The sequence below is a fragment of the Cellulomonas triticagri genome, assembly GCF_003696205.1.
Lineage (GTDB): Bacteria > Actinomycetota > Actinomycetes > Actinomycetales > Cellulomonadaceae > Cellulomonas > Cellulomonas triticagri.
In genome coordinates this window covers 1-15,034 of sequence record NZ_RFFI01000002.1, presented here as the reverse complement: position 1 = coordinate 15,034, position 15,034 = coordinate 1, and the positions used below count along the sequence as shown (strand labels likewise).

The 15,034-nt window shown below is 76.8% G+C and carries 14 protein-coding genes; 8 read left to right on the top strand and 6 right to left on the bottom strand.

The genetic code is table 11. From position 1 onward, the window contains the following. The first annotated feature begins 12 nt into the window (after nt 1-12). Entirely contained in the window at nt 13-1,476 is a 1,464-nt protein-coding gene (locus EBM89_RS00555; RefSeq protein WP_147463401.1) for a DNA polymerase IV, read from the top strand. Nucleotides 1,477-1,582: 106 nt separating this feature from the next. On the opposite strand, the gene EBM89_RS00550 is transcribed toward EBM89_RS00555, so the two are convergent. Then, entirely contained in the window at nt 1,583-2,272 is a 690-nt protein-coding gene (locus EBM89_RS00550; RefSeq protein ID WP_233571444.1) for a maleylpyruvate isomerase family mycothiol-dependent enzyme, read from the bottom strand. A gap of 59 nt (nt 2,273-2,331) precedes the next feature. Next, nucleotides 2,332-3,054 (bottom strand): TetR/AcrR family transcriptional regulator, encoded by a 723-nt coding sequence (locus EBM89_RS00545; RefSeq protein WP_122147513.1) that lies wholly within the window; start codon nt 3,052-3,054, stop codon nt 2,332-2,334. A gap of 133 nt (nt 3,055-3,187) precedes the next feature. On the opposite strand from EBM89_RS00545, the gene EBM89_RS00540 reads away from it, so the two are divergent. The 3 genes from EBM89_RS00540 to EBM89_RS00530 all read left to right on the top strand — a co-directional run bounded on the left by EBM89_RS00540 (nt 3,188) and on the right by EBM89_RS00530 (nt 6,071). After that, entirely contained in the window at nt 3,188-4,135 is a 948-nt protein-coding gene (locus EBM89_RS00540) for an NAD-dependent epimerase/dehydratase family protein (protein WP_122147512.1), read from the top strand. 102 nt (nt 4,136-4,237) lie between these two features. After that, nucleotides 4,238-4,729: a GNAT family N-acetyltransferase gene (locus tag EBM89_RS00535; protein WP_122147511.1), complete on the top strand. Its 492-nt coding sequence runs from the start codon at nt 4,238-4,240 to the stop codon at nt 4,727-4,729. A 106-nt stretch (nt 4,730-4,835) separates the two neighbouring features. Next, nucleotides 4,836-6,071 carry an alpha/beta hydrolase family protein gene (locus EBM89_RS00530; RefSeq protein WP_122147510.1) on the top strand — a complete coding sequence of 412 codons (1,236 nt, stop codon included), beginning with the start codon at nt 4,836-4,838 and terminating at the stop codon, nt 6,069-6,071. Here EBM89_RS00530 and EBM89_RS00525 read toward each other — a convergent pair. From EBM89_RS00525 to EBM89_RS00515, 3 genes are read right to left on the bottom strand one after another with little or no spacing between them, the layout of a single operon-like run. Then, complete coding sequence (locus tag EBM89_RS00525) at nt 6,052-7,014, bottom strand: formylglycine-generating enzyme family protein (RefSeq protein ID WP_439647152.1); 963 nt, start codon at nt 7,012-7,014, stop codon at nt 6,052-6,054. The genes EBM89_RS00530 and EBM89_RS00525 overlap by 20 nt on opposite strands. Further along, nucleotides 7,011-7,961, bottom strand: coding sequence for an HAD family hydrolase (locus tag EBM89_RS00520; RefSeq protein ID WP_122147509.1), 951 nt, complete (start codon nt 7,959-7,961; stop codon nt 7,011-7,013). Before EBM89_RS00520 ends, EBM89_RS00525 begins: the two co-directional genes overlap by 4 nt. 2 nt (nt 7,962-7,963) lie before the next feature. Beyond that, nucleotides 7,964-9,502, bottom strand: coding sequence for an arylsulfatase (locus EBM89_RS00515; RefSeq protein WP_122147581.1), 1,539 nt, complete (start codon nt 9,500-9,502; stop codon nt 7,964-7,966). A 169-nt stretch (nt 9,503-9,671) separates the two neighbouring features. Between EBM89_RS00515 and EBM89_RS00510 the strand changes: the two genes are divergently transcribed. Continuing rightward, nucleotides 9,672-11,438 (top strand): alpha/beta hydrolase, encoded by a 1,767-nt coding sequence (locus EBM89_RS00510; RefSeq protein ID WP_158609423.1) that lies wholly within the window; start codon nt 9,672-9,674, stop codon nt 11,436-11,438. Nucleotides 11,439-11,560: 122 nt separating this feature from the next. Further along, nucleotides 11,561-12,739, top strand: coding sequence for an N-methyl-L-tryptophan oxidase (gene solA, locus EBM89_RS00505; protein ID WP_158609422.1), 1,179 nt, complete (start codon nt 11,561-11,563; stop codon nt 12,737-12,739). Between the two features lies 1 nt (nt 12,740). Here solA and EBM89_RS00500 read toward each other — a convergent pair whose 3' ends face one another. Then, nucleotides 12,741-13,406, bottom strand: a complete 666-nt coding sequence (locus tag EBM89_RS00500) for a GAP family protein (RefSeq protein WP_122147506.1) — start codon at nt 13,404-13,406, stop codon at nt 12,741-12,743. 128 nt (nt 13,407-13,534) lie between these two features. Between EBM89_RS00500 and EBM89_RS00495 the strand changes: the two genes are divergently transcribed. Continuing rightward, nucleotides 13,535-13,741 (top strand): DUF8691 family protein, encoded by a 207-nt coding sequence (locus tag EBM89_RS00495; RefSeq protein WP_122147505.1) that lies wholly within the window; start codon nt 13,535-13,537, stop codon nt 13,739-13,741. 153 nt (nt 13,742-13,894) lie between these two features. Beyond that, the coding region (locus tag EBM89_RS00490; protein ID WP_500778881.1) for a winged helix-turn-helix domain-containing protein at nt 13,895-15,034 on the top strand (1,140 nt) is incomplete at its 3' end.

Sequence of the window (15,034 nt, the reverse complement as noted above, 5' to 3'; positions counted from 1 at the left end):
CAGAGTGTCCCGGTGAGCAGCGAGGTGCGGGCCCCCCGGATGCGGGACGAGCCGAGCATCGCGCACCTGGACGCGGACGCCTTCTTCGCCTCGGTCGAGCAGGCGCAGCGGCCGTCGCTGCGCGGACGGCCGGTCCTGGTGGGCGGGACGGGGCCGCGCGGCGTGGTCGCCGCGGCCTCGTACGAGGCCCGCTCCGCGGGGGTGCGCTCCGCGATGTCGATGGCGACCGCCCGGCGCCTGTGCCCGCAGGCGACGGTGGTGGTGCCGCGGTTCGACGCCTACTCGGCGTTCTCCGCGCGGATCATGGCCGCCCTGCGCGAGGTCACCGACGCGGTGGAGCCGCTGAGCATCGACGAGGCGTTCGCCGACCTGCGCGCGCTCACCCCGGGGCCCGACGGGTGGCCGGGGGTCGCGCGGGCGCTGCGCGAGCGCGCGGTGGACCTGGCGGGCGTGCCGGTGTCGGTCGGGATGGGCCGGTCGAAGCTGGTCGCGAAGCTCGCGTCGGCCGCCGCGAAGCCCGCCGGGGTCGTCGTCGTGGACCCCGCCGAGGAGGACGCGTTCCTGCTGCCGATGCGGGTCCGGTCGCTGTGGGGTGTCGGCCCGGTGTCCGCGGAGCGGCTGGAGCGCATCGGCGTGCGCACCGTCGCGGACCTGCGCGCGCAGCCGCTGGACACGCTGACGATGGTGCTCGGCGAGGCCGCCGGGACGGGGCTGTTCCGCGTCGCGCGCGGGTGGGACGACCGGCCGGTCGCCGAGACCCGGGAGCGGAAGTCGGCGGGCGCGGAGCACACGTTCGAGAGCGACCTGCACGGCCGCGCGCAGGTCGCGGCGCAGGTCCCCGCCGTCGCGGAGCAGGCCCTCGCGCGGCTGGAGCGGCACGGCGGCGCGGCGCGGACCGTGACGGTGAAGGTGCGGTTCGCGGGGTTCAGCACCGTGTCCCGGTCGGTGACGCTGCCGTCCCCGACGGCGGACGCGGCCGCGCTGGTGGAGGCCGCGGGACGGGCGCTGGACCTGGTCGACCTCACCGAGCCGGTGCGGCTGCTCGGGGTGTCGTTCCACGGGCTGTCGGAGCACGCGCAGCTGATGCTGGACCTGCCCGCCGGGGCCCTGGGGGCGGGTCGCGCGGACGCCGCGCCCGACGGCCCCGCGGCCGACGCCCCGTGGACGGCCCCGACCACGCCGGACGGCGAGGACACCGCCGAGGTCCGCCCGGTGGCGCGCCGCCGCCGCGGCCGACTGCGGCACGACGACGCGGTGCCGGGCCTCGACGTGACGCACCCGGAGCACGGCCGCGGCTGGGTGGTGCGGGCCCGGGACGACGGCCGGGTGGCGATCCGGTTCGAGACCGCCGCGACCGGACCCGGGCGGCAGGTCGTCGTCGACCCCGAGGTGGACCACGTCGAGCTCGTCGGGGCGCTCGGCCCGGACGGCACCGAGGTGGCCCCGCCCGTCGAGGACGCCGACCCCTCGGCCTGACGCCGCACCGCGAGGGCGCCCCCGCGGGCCGACCGTCACCACCGACCGGTGCGACGCGGGTACCGGCCCGGCTGCCGGACGAGCCCCGACGCCGCTCGGGGCGGTCTCAGGCCCCGCGACCCGCCACCGCGGCGCGCAGCGTGTCCGCGCCCGCGCCGCCGAGCCGTGCCGCCGCCGTCGGGCGCCCGGCGAGCGCGAGCACCAGGTCGAGCGTGGTGCCCTCGACCTCCGGCCCCTCGCCCGCACGGAAGGCGCTGTCGGTCGCCACCAGGCGGACGCCGCGCGCCCGGGTGCGCGACGGCACGGCGAAGTCCCGGCGGACGAAGCCGACCGCGACCGCGCGCGCCACCTCGGGGTCACCGGCGCCGGGCAGCCCCAGCGGCTCGCGGACGTCGGCGCCGTGCACGACCACCTCGCCCAGCCAGGCCCAGTGGTCCCCGGTCGGCGCGACCCGGGACCCGACGACCGCCCGGAAGCGCGCGAGCGTGTCCGCGGGCGTCGGGCCGCGGTGCTCCGCGAGCCGTCGCTCGTTGTGCCGGTCGGCGTCGAACCCGGCGGCGACGATGCTGCGCAGCCAGGCCCACCGGCCGGTGCTCGCCCCCGCGGTGAGGTGGGCGACGACGTCCTCGACGGTCCACGCGCCGCACAGCGTCGGCGCCGACCAGGCCGGCGCGGGCAGCGCCTCCAGGTCCGCGACGAGCCGGGCGCGCTCGGCGGTGATGGCGGCCCGGTACCGGTCGGGCGTCCACCCATCCGCGGGCTCCGGCTGGGTCGGGCGGGTCGGGCGGTGCGGCACGGGTGCTCCCTGCGTCGTGGTCAACCTGCGGGTGCCCAGCATCGCGCACCCGGGCGGACTCAGGGGCGCAGACCGAGGTCGGCGGCGAGGCGCAGCGCGACGTGGTCGAGGTAGGCGGCGCGGTCGTCCACGGACCCGTCGTAGTGCCCGAACAGCTCGAACGACACCGCCCCGAACAGGGTGGTCCACGCCATCAGCGTGCGGAGGGCGACCTCGGCGGCCTGGTCGGGGTCCGCCGCAGGGACGCCACCGCGGGCCTGCGCGACCGCGAGCGCGGAGGCCAGCGCGTCGGGCAGCCCGGGCGGTGCCGGCGGCGGCGGAGCGGGCGCGGCACCGGCGGCGACGGCGTCGAGGACGATGCCGAGCAGCACCCCGATCACGCGGGTGGCGGGTCCGACGGTGTCGCGCGGAGCCCGGTAGCCGGGGACGGGGGTGCCGTAGAGGAGCGCGAACTCGGCGGGGTGCGCGATCGACCAGTCCCGCACGGCGCGGCAGGCGGCGGTCCAGCGGTCCACCGGTGCGGACCCGGCGGTGGCGTCGGCGGCCTCGACCACCGCGCCGAGGGCGTCGTAGGACTCGACCAGCAGGGCGGTCAGCAGGTCGTCGCGGCTGGGCACGTACCGGTAGACGGCCGACGACACCATGCCGACGTCGCGGGCGACGGCCCGCAGGCTGAGCCCGGCGGCGCCGTCCTGGGCGAGCCGGGCGCGGGCGGCGTCGAGGATCCGGGCGCGGACGGTCTCGCGGGCCAGGTCGCGGGCGGTCGGGGTGCGCGGGCTCATCCCGCCATCCTGCGCGACGAGAGCGGTGCCCACAACCGAGAGCACTGCTCTTGCGCAAACTGGGCACCCGGGTCCAGGATCATCGCGAGAGCACTGCTCTCGCACCGCCTGTCCGTCGTCCGGAGGAGCCACCATGTCCGCGCACCACCTCGTCGTCGGCGCCGGTCCCGCCGGCCGGCACGTCGCCGCCCTGCTGCTCGCCCGGGGCGACCGGGTCACCCTCGCCACCCGCTCCGGCCGCCGCACCGACCTGCCCGGCGCCGAGCACCTGGCGCTCGACGCCAGCGACGCCGACGCCCTGACCCGGGCGGCGCAGGGGGCCGTCACCCTCGTCAACGCCGCGAACCCCGGCGCCTACACGCAGTGGGAGCGGGTGTGGCCGCCGCTGGCCGCCGCGCTGCTCACCGCCGCCGAGCGCACCGGTGCCGTGTACGCGGTCGTCGGGAACCTCTACCCCCTGGGTCCCGTCGACGGCCCGATGCGCGAGGACCTGCCCGACGCCGCCACCGACCACAAGGGGGTGCTGCGCGCCCGGCTGTGGGCCGACGCGCTGGCCGCGCACCGCGCCGGACGGGTGCGCGCGGTCGAGGTCCGCGGCTCCGACTACGTCGGGGGCGGCCAGGGTCACGTCAGCCGCGTGCTGCCCGCCGCCCTGCGCGGCCGGCCCGTGCGTATGGTCGGGGCGGTCGACCAGCCGCACACCTTCACCGACGTGCTCGACGTCGCCCGCACCCTGGTCGCCGCCGTGGACGACCCGGGGGCGCACGGCCGCGCCTGGCACGTGCCCAGCGCCCCCGCGCGCACCCAGGCCCAGGCCCTCGCGGACGTGCTCGCCGCCGCGGGCCGCCCACCGGTCTCCGTGCGCGCGCTCGGGACTCGGACGCTGCGGACGGTCGGGCTCGTCGCGCCGGGGCTGCGGGAGGTCGGGCAGATGGCGTACCAGTTCACGCGCCCGTACGTCCTGGACGACACGGCAGCCCGGGCGCGGTTCGGCCTCGACCACACGCCGTGGGAGGAGACCTGCCGCCGGACCGCGGCCGCCGCGGGCGCCGACGTCCCCGCGCGGACCAGCCAGCGCTGACCGGCCGGCGCCGACCCGCTCGCGTGACCGTCACCGGCGCGTGCTACGTTCCCGCCCGGCGCGCGTCGAACGCCGGCGCCGCCGGTCGTCCGAGGAGCCCGCATGCCCGCAGTCCCGTCCCCGTCGTTCACGCTCCAGGCGGTCGACTACACCGACCCGCGCGCGGCGGCGCTCCGCGCGGCGATGGACGAGGAGATGGGCGCCCGCTACGCCGACGGTCCCGGCCTGTCGGCCGCCGGAGTGGCGGCGCTGACCGTCGACCCCGCCACCATCCGGCACACGGTGCTCGCCGTGGACGCGGACGGCACCCCGATCGGGCACGCCGCCCTGCGCGACCTGCGCGGCGAGTGGGAGGTCAAGCGCGTCGTCGTCGCGGCGGCGGCCCGCGGCCGGGGCGTCGGCCGCGCCGTCATGGCCGAGCTGGAGCGGCTGGCGCGCGCGGGCGGGGCGACACGGATGATCCTGCAGACCGGGGACCGGCAGCCCGAGGCGGAGGCGCTGTACGTCGCGGTGGGCTGGACGCCGATCCCCGCGTACGCCCCGTACGCCGACGCGCTGCCGATGTCCCGGTGCTACGCGCGGCACCTGGGCTGAGCCCTCCGAACCGTCCGGCGCGGATGAGGCCGCGGACGGTGGCGTCCGCTTCGGTGGCAGCAGGGGCCGCGCCCGCGGCACCCGTGCCGACGAGGAGGGACCCACCGTGCCCGGACACCACGCGCTGACGTTCTCCGCCGTCCCCGACCGCGACCAGGCGGTCCGCACCGTGCTCGGCCGGGCGCCCAGCGGCGCCGCGGACGTCGGGGAGGTGCTCGCCGCCGTCGGCGGGGTGAAGGACCACGACCACGAGGGCTGGTTCGCCGCGTGGCGCGACCTGGGCACCCGCGTGGCGGAGCGGGCGGACGCGTCGGCGGTGCGCGGGCACCGGGTGAGCGCGGCCGGGGCGTACCTGCGGGCGGCGGCGTACCTCGCGGCCGCGGTGGACGCGGCGGCGGCGCTGGAGTCGGACGCGGACCTGCTGCCGACGTTCCGGGCGCACCGCGCCGCGTGGGACCGGTGGGTCGCGACGAGCGGGCGGGACGTGGAGCGGCTGGACCTGCCGTACGAGGGCACGACCTTGCCGGGGTACCTGTTCCGCTCCCCCGGCCCGGGACCGCGCCCGACGCTGGTCGCGGTGAACGGCAGCGACGGGGCGCTGACGTCGCTGTGGTCCGGGATCCTGCACGGGGCGCTGGAGCGCGGGTACCACGCGCTCGCGTTCGACGGGCCGGGGCAGCAGTCGGTGCTGCTGGAGCAGGGCATCCCGTTCCGGCCGGACTTCGAGCGCGTGCTGACGCCGGTGCTCGACACGCTGCTCGAGCAGCCGGGCGTGGACGCGCGGCGCGTCGTCCTGTTCGGGATGAGCCAGGGCGGCTACTGGGTGGCCCGGGCACTGGCGTCGGAGCACCGCCCCGCCGCGGCGGTGCTGGACCCGGGCGTGGTGGAGGTCGCGACCTCCTGGGAGCGCGAGGTGCCGCACAGCCTGCTGACGCTGCTGGCCAAGGGCGACGACCACGCGTTCGACCGGGACATGGCGCTCGGCATGCGGCTGTCCCCCGCCACCGCGCGCACGTGGCGGTTCCGCGCCCGGCCGTACGGCGCGGAGGGCTACGCGGCGACCCTGCGGGCGGTGCGGGCGTACGACCTGCGCGACGTCGCCGGGCAGATCACCACGCCGCTGCTGATCACCTCGCCGGAGGGCGAGCAGTTCTGGCCCGGCCAGTCGGAGCGGCTGGCGTCGCTGACCGCCCCGGGGATCGCGGAGGTGGTGCCGTTCACGGCGGCGGAGGGCGCGGGCGGGCACTGCCAGCCGCTCGCCCGGACCCTGACCGACGAGCGCGTGCTCGACTGGCTGGACGAGCGGCTCGCGGCGGTGGACCTCACACCAGCGGGAGCGTGAGCCGGACGACGCACCGGAAGCCGACGTGGCTGGTGCCGGTGTCGACGGCCTGGGGACGGCGGGCGGCGGGCCGGTACCGACGGCAGTAGGTGTCCGCGCACAGGAACGACCCGCCCTTGACGACCCGACGCGGGACGGGGAACTGCGGCTGCGCCGGGTCGAGGCTGTCCTCCGGTGCGGGGCCGCGCGGGTCGACGGGGACGCAGCACGCGTGCTCGGCGTCGTCGGGGTGCCGCGGGGCGTACCAGTCCGCGGTGAGCTCCCAGACGTTGCCGGCCATGTCGTGCAGGCCGTAGGCGTTCGCGGGGAAGGCGCCCACGGGCGACGTCGACCCGTAGCCGGGGTCCGCGCGCCACGGGAAGTCGCCGTGCCAGTAGTTCGCCAGCCGCTCCCCCGGCGCTTCCGGTGCCGGGCCCCAGGTGTACGGCAGCCCGGGCAGGCCGCCCCGGGCGGCGGCCTCCCACTCCGCCTCGGTGGGCAGGGAGCGCCCGGCCCACGCGGCGTACGCCTCGGCGTCCTCGACGGCGACGTGCACCACGGGGTGCCGCTCCCGCCCGGCCGTGGACGACCCGGGACCGAGCGGGCGCGACCAGCACGCCCCCGGGACCCACGCCCACCACTGGCTGAGGTGCCGCAGGTCGACCGGGCCGGGCGTGCCGGTGAACACGAGCGACCCGGGCACGAGGTTCTCCGCCGGGGCACCCGGGTAGTCGGCCGGGTCGAGCGGGCGCTCGGCCACGGTGACGTACCCGGTGTCCCGGACGAACGCCGCGAAGGCGGCAGTGGTGACGGGGACGTCCTCGATGGCGAACGCGCCGACCCGCACCCGGTGCGGCGGCGCCTCCTCCGGCTCGTGGTCGGCGGAGCCCATGAGGAACTCCTGCGCGGGCACGGGCCGCAGCGGGGCGAGGTCGGGCCGCGCACGGACCCCGGTGGCGGTCACCGGTCGTCCCCCGCGAACACCGTCGACCAGTCGTCGCGCATGCTGACGACGGTCCAGCCGCGGTCCGCCGCGACCGCGAGCGCCTGCTCAGCGCCCGCGTCGGTGGCGAACTCGCGCTCGGCGTCGTCGTGGCGCAGCAGCAGCCGCAGCGCGGGCCCGTCCCCGCTCCCGGCGAAGCCGAGCATCGGGACGTCGCCGTTCGCGTTGCCCGCGGCCACCACGGGGCGGCGCCCCGTGCGGCTCCAGATCCGCACGGGTTTGACGGGCCCGTCGTCGAAGAACTCCATGGCGGCGGTGTAGCGCAGCGTCCCCGGCGCCCCGTCGACGTCGCCGGGCACGTACGCCAGGCCGACCGCGCTGCCGATCACCCGCTCCGGCGGCACCCCGTACAGGTCCTGCGCGACGGGGCGCACGAAGTCCCGGTCGCCGCCGGTGGCGAGGTAGACGACGTAGCCGTGCGCCTCCAGGTACCGGAGCAGGGCGATCATCGGGGCGTAGACGCACTCCCGGTAGGGCCGGCGCAGCACCGGGTGCTCGGCGGTGGCGAAGAACTCCCGCACCCGGGCGTCGTACGCGTCCACGTCGACGTCTGCGAAGGCGGTCGTGACGGCGTGCACGAGCAGCCGGAGGGCGGAGTCGTCCCCCCGGTAGTGGCGGTCCATCGCGTCGCCGAGCCACGCGAGGTCCCCGGTGCGCGCCTCGAGCCACGGCTGCCGGTCCCGCAGCGCGGGGTCGGCCTCCGCCATCTCGACGAACCGCCGCAGCAGGAAGTCGACCTGCACCGGCACGGGCCGCTCGCACCACAGGGTGCCGTCGTTGTCGAGCACCGCGACCCGGGCGGCGGGCTCGACGTGGTCCGCGCCGCCCGGGTCGGTGGTCCGGGCGACGAAGTCGAGCACGGCGCGGCGTGCGGGGCCGTCCCGCCACCCGGGCAGGTCGTCGGCCACGGTCAGTCCCGGGCCAGCGCGGCGTGCAGGCGCGCCACCGCCTGGTCGATGGTGAACGTCGCGGGCTCGTGGCGGGGCGGGAACTCCCGGAAGGTCTGCAGGAACTCGGTGGTGATCGCGGTGCCGTAGAGCGCGAAGAAGTCGTGGTCGAGGAACCAGTCCCAGTAGGTGTTGGACGTGATGTCGGCGCGCTCGAACGGGTCGGTGCGCAGGTTGAACAGCTTGGGGACCCGCAGCGGGACGAACGGCTCGCCCCAGATGCGCATGGTGCCGGCGGCGCGCTGCTCCATGAACACGATCTTCCAGTTGTCGAACCGGATGCCGAGCACGTCGCAGTCGTCGGAGAAGTAGATGAGCCCCTGCCGGGGGCTCGACGGGACCTGGCCCGTGAGGTAGGGCAGCAGGTCGTACCCGTCGATGTGCACCCGGAACGCCTTGCTGCCCGCCTGGTGGCCCTCCTTCAGCTTCTCCACGACGTCCGGCTCGCCCGCCGCCGCGAGGAAGGTCGGCAACCAGTCGTGGTGCTGGACGATCTCGTTGGACACCACCCCGGCGGGGATGTGCCCGGGCCACCGGACCACCTCCGGGACCCGGAACGCGCCCTCCCAGTTGGTGTCCTTCTCGCTGCGGAACGGCGTGGTCGCGCCGTCGGGCCAGGTGTTGGCGTGCGGTCCGTTGTCGGTGCTGTAGACCACGATCGTGTCGTCGGCGATGCCGAGCTCGTCCAGGGCGTCGAGCAGCACGCCCACGTGGGCGTCGTGGTCGACCATCGTGTCGTGGTACGCCGACTGCCAGCGGCCCGCCTGCCCGCGGCTCTCCGGCTTGGTGTGGGTGCGCAGGTGCATGTGGGTGGTGTTCATCCACACGAAGAACGGCGTCCCCTCGCCCGCCTGCCGGCGGATGAAGTCCACCGCCGCGGCGGTCGTCTCGTCGTCGACCGTCTCCATCCGCTTGCGGTTCAGCGGCCCGGTGTCCACGATCCGCTGCTTGCCGACCACCCCGTACTTCGGGTCCTCCGTGGGGTCGTGCTCGTCGGTCGCCCAGCAGTGCAGCACGCCGCGCGGCTGGTAGACGGCGTGCAGGCGCGGGAACTCCTCGGCGTCCGGGAAGTCGTCCTGCTCGGGGTCCTCCTCCGCGTTGAGGTGGTAGAGGTTCCCGAAGAACTCGTCGAAGCCGTGCACCGTCGGCAGGTAGGGGTTGCGGTCGCCGAGGTGGTTCTTGCCGAACTGCCCGGTCGCGTACCCGAGCGGCTTGAGCAGCTCGGCGATCGTCGGGTCCTCGCCGGACAGCCCGACGTCGGCCCCGGGGACGCCGACCTTGCTCATCCCCGTGCGGTACACCGACTGGCCGGTGATGAACGACGCGCGCCCGGCGGTGCAGCTCTGCTCGCCGTAGGAGTCGGTGAACCGCATGCCCTCGTCGGCGATCCGGTCGATGTGCGGCGTGCGGTACCCCATGAGCCCGTCGCTGTAGCAGCTGAGGTTGGTGATGCCGATGTCGTCGCCCCAGATGACGAGGATGTTCGGCTTGCCGTCCGGCATGGTGCCCTCCCTGGATCGCCCGTCCCGCCAGTGTCGGGCGGGACGGCGGGACGACACGTCACCCGACCGAGATGAGATGCGCCCCGCGGTCTGGCACCATCCATCGGACCGACGACGGCGCCCCGGACACCGCCGGGCGCCGGGGCCCGGCGGGCAGGAAGAGGCACGGATGACCACCCCGGAGGCGCACCCGGACGTCCTCGAGCCCGCAGGCACCGACGCCGCGGGCACCGATCCCGCCCCCGAGGCACCGGCCGCGCACCGGCGGCGTCGGCCCCGGCCGCCGAGCGCCCCCGGCATCGCCCTGGGCACGGTGTTCGCCGCCCTGGCGATGACGCCCTCGCTGCTGCCCCGGGACTGGTTCTTCCAGGCCGGGGTGTCGGGCATCTCCGGCGCCCTCGGGTACGGGATCGGCGTGCTGCTCGCCTGGGCGCTGCGCCACGTCCCCGCGTGGCGGCGCCTGCTCGCCTGGGCGACCCACCGGGTGCCGCCGCGGGTGCGCGCGTGGCTGCGGCCGCTGCTGGGCAGCCTGCTGGGCGCGGCGGCGGTGGCGCTGCTGGTGGTCATGCTCGTGCACGGCTCCCGCTGGCAGCGGGAGATGTCCGAGGCCATGGGCATGCCGGGGCCGTCCACCGGGGACTGGCTGCGCACGGGCCCGCTGCTGCTGGTCGTCGCGGCGGCGCTGGTGTTCGCGGTGCGCGGGCTGCGGTGGACGAGCCTGCGGGTGGAGCGGGTGCTGCGGCGGCGCCTGCGGTTCCCGCGGATCCTCGCGAGCGGCGTCGCCGCGGGCCTGGTGGCGGTGCTCGTCGTGGTGCTGGTCAACGACGTGCTGCTGTCGCGGGCGCTGTCCTGGGCGGACACCGCGTTCGCGTCGGCGAACACCCGCGACCACGCCGGGGTCGTGCAGCCGACCGCCCCCGAGCGCTCCGGCTCCCCCGACTCGCTCGTGCCGTGGGACACGCTCGGGCGCGAGGGCCGGCGGTTCGTCAGCGAGGGGCCCGGCCCCGACGTGCTGTCGGCGGCGTCCCGCACCGGGACGGTCACGGAGCCGGTGCGGGTGTACGCGGGCCTGGACTCCGCACCGACCGCCGAGGAGCGCGCGGCGCTGGCCGTGGCGGACCTGGAGCGCGCGGGCGGGTTCGACCGCGCGGTGCTGCTGATCGCCACCACGACCGGCAGCGGCTGGGTGAACGGGTCGGCGGTGGCGTCGCTCGAGCTGCTGCACGCCGGGGACACCGCGGCGGTCGCGACGCAGTACTCGTACCTGCCGAGCTGGCTGTCGTTCCTCGTCGACCGGTCCCGCGCCGCCGACGAGGCGCAGGCGCTCGCCGCCGCCGTGGAGGCCCGCGTCGCGCAGATGCCCGAGGCGGACCGCCCGCAGGTGCTCGCGTACGGGGAGAGCCTGGGGTCCTACGGCTCCGAGACCGCGTACGACTCGCTCGCCGACATCCGTGCCCGCACCGACGGGGTGCTGTGGGTCGGCCCGCCCAACTCCAACCCGATCTGGCACGCCCTGGTCGACCGCCGCGACCCCGGCACCACGTCGCTCGCCCCGGTGTACGCGAGCGGGCTGCTGGTCCGGTTCGCGGGTGACACCGAGCAGATCGCCGAGCCGCCGACCGCCTGGGAGGAGCCGCGGGTGCTGTACCTGCAGCACGCCTCCGACCCGATCGTGTGGTGGGGCCCGGACCTGCTGTTCAGCGAGCCGGACTGGTTGCAGGGCAACCCCGCCGGCGAGGGCGGGCTCACGATGACCTGGTACCCGGTCGTCACGTTCTGGCAGCTGACGTTCGACCTGGTGAACTCCAAGGGCGTCCCCGACGGGCACGGGCACAACTACGACGGGCTCACCCTGGACGGCTGGGTCGCCGTCGCCCCGCCCGACGGGTGGACGGACGCCGACACCGAGCGGGTGCGGGCGCTCCTGGACGACTGAGCACGGTCGAGCCCGCGCGCAACGCCCGGCCGGTCCGCGAGACGCGCTCCCCGCACCTGGCGCCGGTCCGCGACACTGGGCCCGCGGGGGTCGCGGCCCCGTCGCACCCCCAGGAGGTCACTGTGTCCGGCACGTACTCGCACGTCGTCATCGGCGCCGGCGCCATCGGCTCGGCCGCCTCGTACTGGCTGACCCGGCGCGGCGCCGAGCGCGTCCTGCTGCTGGAGCAGCACGACCTCGGCCACGCCCTCGGGTCGTCGGGCGACCACTCGCGCATCATCCGGCGGTCGTACCACCGCGCGGAGTACGCGCGCCTCACCGACGCCATGTTCGAGGCGTGGGAGCAGGTCGAGCGCGCCTCCGGCCTGCCGGTGTACACCCGCACCGGCGGCCTCGACCTCGCCCCGCCGGAGCACGGCGGCGACGCCCGCCTGGACGTGTTCCGCGCCGCGATGGACGCCGCCGGGCACACCTACCAGGACCTCACGACCGACGACCTGCGTGCCCGGTATCCGCAGTGGCGCGTCCCCGACGGGACGGCCGCGCTGTTCCAGGCCGACGCCGGGATCATCGACATCCGCCGGTCCGTGTCCGCCCACACCGCGCTCGCCCTGGCTGCCGGGGTCGAGCTGCGCACCCGCACCCGCGTCACCGGGCTCGACGTCCGCGACTCGTCGGTCACGGTCCGCACCACCGGGGGCGACGTCGAGGCCGGGGCGCTCGTCGTCGCCACCGCGTCCTGGCTGCCCGAGCTCATGGGGGACCTCGGCCTGGACTTCCGGCTCACGCTGTCCGAGGAGCAGGTGGACTACGTCGCGGCGCGGCACCTGCCCTCGTTCACCCCGGACCGGTTCCCGATCTGGGTCTACCACGGCGCGGACGTGCACTACGGGTTCCCGGTCTACGGCGAGGCCGCCGTGAAGATCGCCCGGGACATGCGCGGACGGTTCGTCACCGTCGACGGGCGCACCCACCAGCCCGACCCGGAGGAGACCGCCCGCTCGCTGCGGTTCCTCGCCGAGCACCTGCCCGACGCCGCCGGGGCGCCGCTCGTCGCCCGCACGTGCGTCTACGACATGCCGGCCGACCGGGAGTTCGTCCTCGACACCGTCCCGGGGCACCCGCACGTCGCGGTCGCGAACGGGGCCGGGCACGCCGGGAAGTTCGCGAGCCTGCTCGGCAGCGTCCTCGCGGACCTGCTCACCGCGGGGACGACCACCCACGACATCGACCTGTTCTCCCTGGACCGCCCCGCGATCACCGACCCGCGCTTCCCCACCGAGTTCTCGCTGCACGCCTGAGTCAGAGCGCGCCGATCCCGTCCCCGAGGAGCTTGGTGCCGATGACCAGCATCAGCGTCGCCACGACGACGGCGTTCTCCCGGACCAGCCAGGTCCGCAGGCCCCCCAGGACGGCGGCGGCGCGCGCACCGGCGGTCAGGTAGACGACGAGCGGCGCGGCGACCCCGACCGACGCGACGACCACGAACACCGCGAGCGCCACCGCCCGCGCGCCGGTCTCGTCGGTCGCGGTCGCGATGGCCACCGCGCCGGAGGCCACCAGCAGCAGGTTCTTGGGGTTCACGGCGCCGAGCAGCACGGCCAGGCCGAAGGCGCGCACCGGGGTGAACCCGTCGACCGCGCGCATCCACCCCGGCACGGGCGGCTCGGCGTCCCCCCGAGGGCGCCCGCGCCACTGCGCGACGGCGACCAGCAGCGCCAGCACGCCCAGGACGATCTTCAGCACGGCGACCCAGGTCGGCGGCTCCCCCGACCCCGCCGCGGCGCCCGCCACGAGCACGACCACGGTCCCCAACGCCGCGATGCCGAGGACCCACCCGGCCAGGAACGCCGTCGCGTCCGCGCGGGCGCGCGGGGTCACCAGCATCAGCACCACCGCGACCACCGGCATGGGGCTGAGCAGCACGCCCACCGCCACCGGCAGCGACTGCCCGATCGCCTCGCCCACCGCGCACCTCCTGGCCCCCGAGCCTCGCCGGGGCGGCGGTGCCGGGCATCACCCCCGCGGGGTGATGCCGCGGACCGGCCCCGGCACGACGGTGGACGCACCAGCCGGCACGACCGCCGGGAGGGGCGATGCTCTACCACATCCGCGTGCGCGGACCGCTGAGCGACTACGCCGCCCTGCGGGAGTACGCGGACATCGTCGCGGCCCCCACCGGGGACGGGGCGATGCTGTCCTGCCAGGTCCCCGACGCCGCCGGGCTCGCCGGGGTCGTCGCGCTGCTGACCGACCTGCGGCTCGAGATCACCGAGCTGCGCGTGGTGCAGGACGCCACCTGAGCGCCCGACGATCATCCGCGACGGATGAGGCGCCCGCGCGCCGGGCCCCGGGACGCTGGCCCCGGCGGCGCGGGACGGGGGGGGGACCGCGCCGCCGGGGCGACGGGCCGCGACCCGTCCCGCTACGGTGGTCCCGTCCTCGAGCAGAGGGGCGTGGTGGACGTGGGGGGACGTCCGACGGCCCGGTCCGCGACGACGCCGGCCGGCAAGATCAGCCCGCCGGTGGCACCGGCGGGGCACCTGGAGCGCCCGCGGCTGCTGGGCGCCCTGGACGACGCGCTGGCGGCGCACCGGACCGTGCTCGTCGCCGCACCCGCGGGGTTCGGCAAGAGCTGCCTGCTGGCCTCGTGGGTGTCCCACCGGACCACGCCGGTCGCGTGGGTGTCGGTCGACGGCCTGGACGACGACCCCGGGCGGCTGGCCCGCGTGCTCGCCGACGCCGTCGAGCGCGCCCGCCCCGGCACCCTCACCGCCCGGTGGACCGCCGCTGCCGACGCCGCGACCAGCCGCCGGGTCGACGCGCTGCTCGCCGACGTCGAGGCGGCGGGCGCGGACCTCACCGTCGTGCTGGACGACGTGCACACCCTGTCGTCCGCGACCGCGCGCACCGTCCTCGCTCCCCTGCTGCGCTACCCCGCGATGCCGCGCGTCGTCGTCGCCGGGCGGCACGACACCACGCTCCCGGTGAACCGGATGCGGATCAGCGGCGACCTCGGCGAGCTGCGGGCGGGGGCGCTCGCGTTCACGCGCGACGAGGTCGCCGCGTTCGCCCGGCTCAACGGCACGGCCGCCGACGCGGCCGGTGTCGCCACGCTGTGGGACCTGACCCAGGGCTGGCCCGTCGCCGTGCGGCTCGCCGTCGCCGCCGGTCTGCTCGACCGCGACCTCGCGACCGTGCAGCCGCTGGCGGGCACCGACGTCCCGATCACCGGCTACCTCGTGGAGGAGGTCATCGGCACGCTGCCCCCCGACCTCGCGTCGTTCGTGCTGCTCGCGAGCACCGCCGACGCGCTCGACGCCGACCTGGCGGAGGCCCTGGTGCCGGGCGGCTCCGCGGCGCTGGAGCAGTGCGCCGACCGGGGCGTGTTCCTGACCCGCGCGGGTGGACAGGGTGGACAGGGCGGCCTGCCCGTCTACCGGTGGCACTCCCTCGTGGCCGCGCACGCCCGCACCCTGCTGCAGCGCCGCGACCCCGCCGCCGCCCAGCGCGCCCACCGGGTCACCGCCGAGCACCTGCGGCGCCGCGACCCCGCCGCCGCGATCACCCACGCGCTCGCCGGCGGCGACCCCGCG

What these genes read in the sequence shown, in the direction of transcription:
- EBM89_RS00545 (WP_122147513.1), bottom strand. Translation starts at nt 3,054, where the DNA reads ATGAGCCCGCGCACCCCGACCGCCCGCGACCTGGCCCGCGAGACCGTC.
- EBM89_RS00540 (WP_122147512.1), top strand. Translation starts at nt 3,188, where the DNA reads ATGTCCGCGCACCACCTCGTCGTCGGCGCCGGTCCCGCCGGCCGGCAC.
- EBM89_RS00535 (WP_122147511.1), top strand. Translation starts at nt 4,238, where the DNA reads ATGCCCGCAGTCCCGTCCCCGTCGTTCACGCTCCAGGCGGTCGACTAC.
- EBM89_RS00515 (WP_122147581.1), bottom strand. Translation starts at nt 9,502, where the DNA reads ATGCCGGACGGCAAGCCGAACATCCTCGTCATCTGGGGCGACGACATC.
- EBM89_RS00510 (WP_158609423.1), top strand. Translation starts at nt 9,672, where the DNA reads ATGACCACCCCGGAGGCGCACCCGGACGTCCTCGAGCCCGCAGGCACC.
- EBM89_RS00495 (WP_122147505.1), top strand. Translation starts at nt 13,535, where the DNA reads ATGCTCTACCACATCCGCGTGCGCGGACCGCTGAGCGACTACGCCGCC.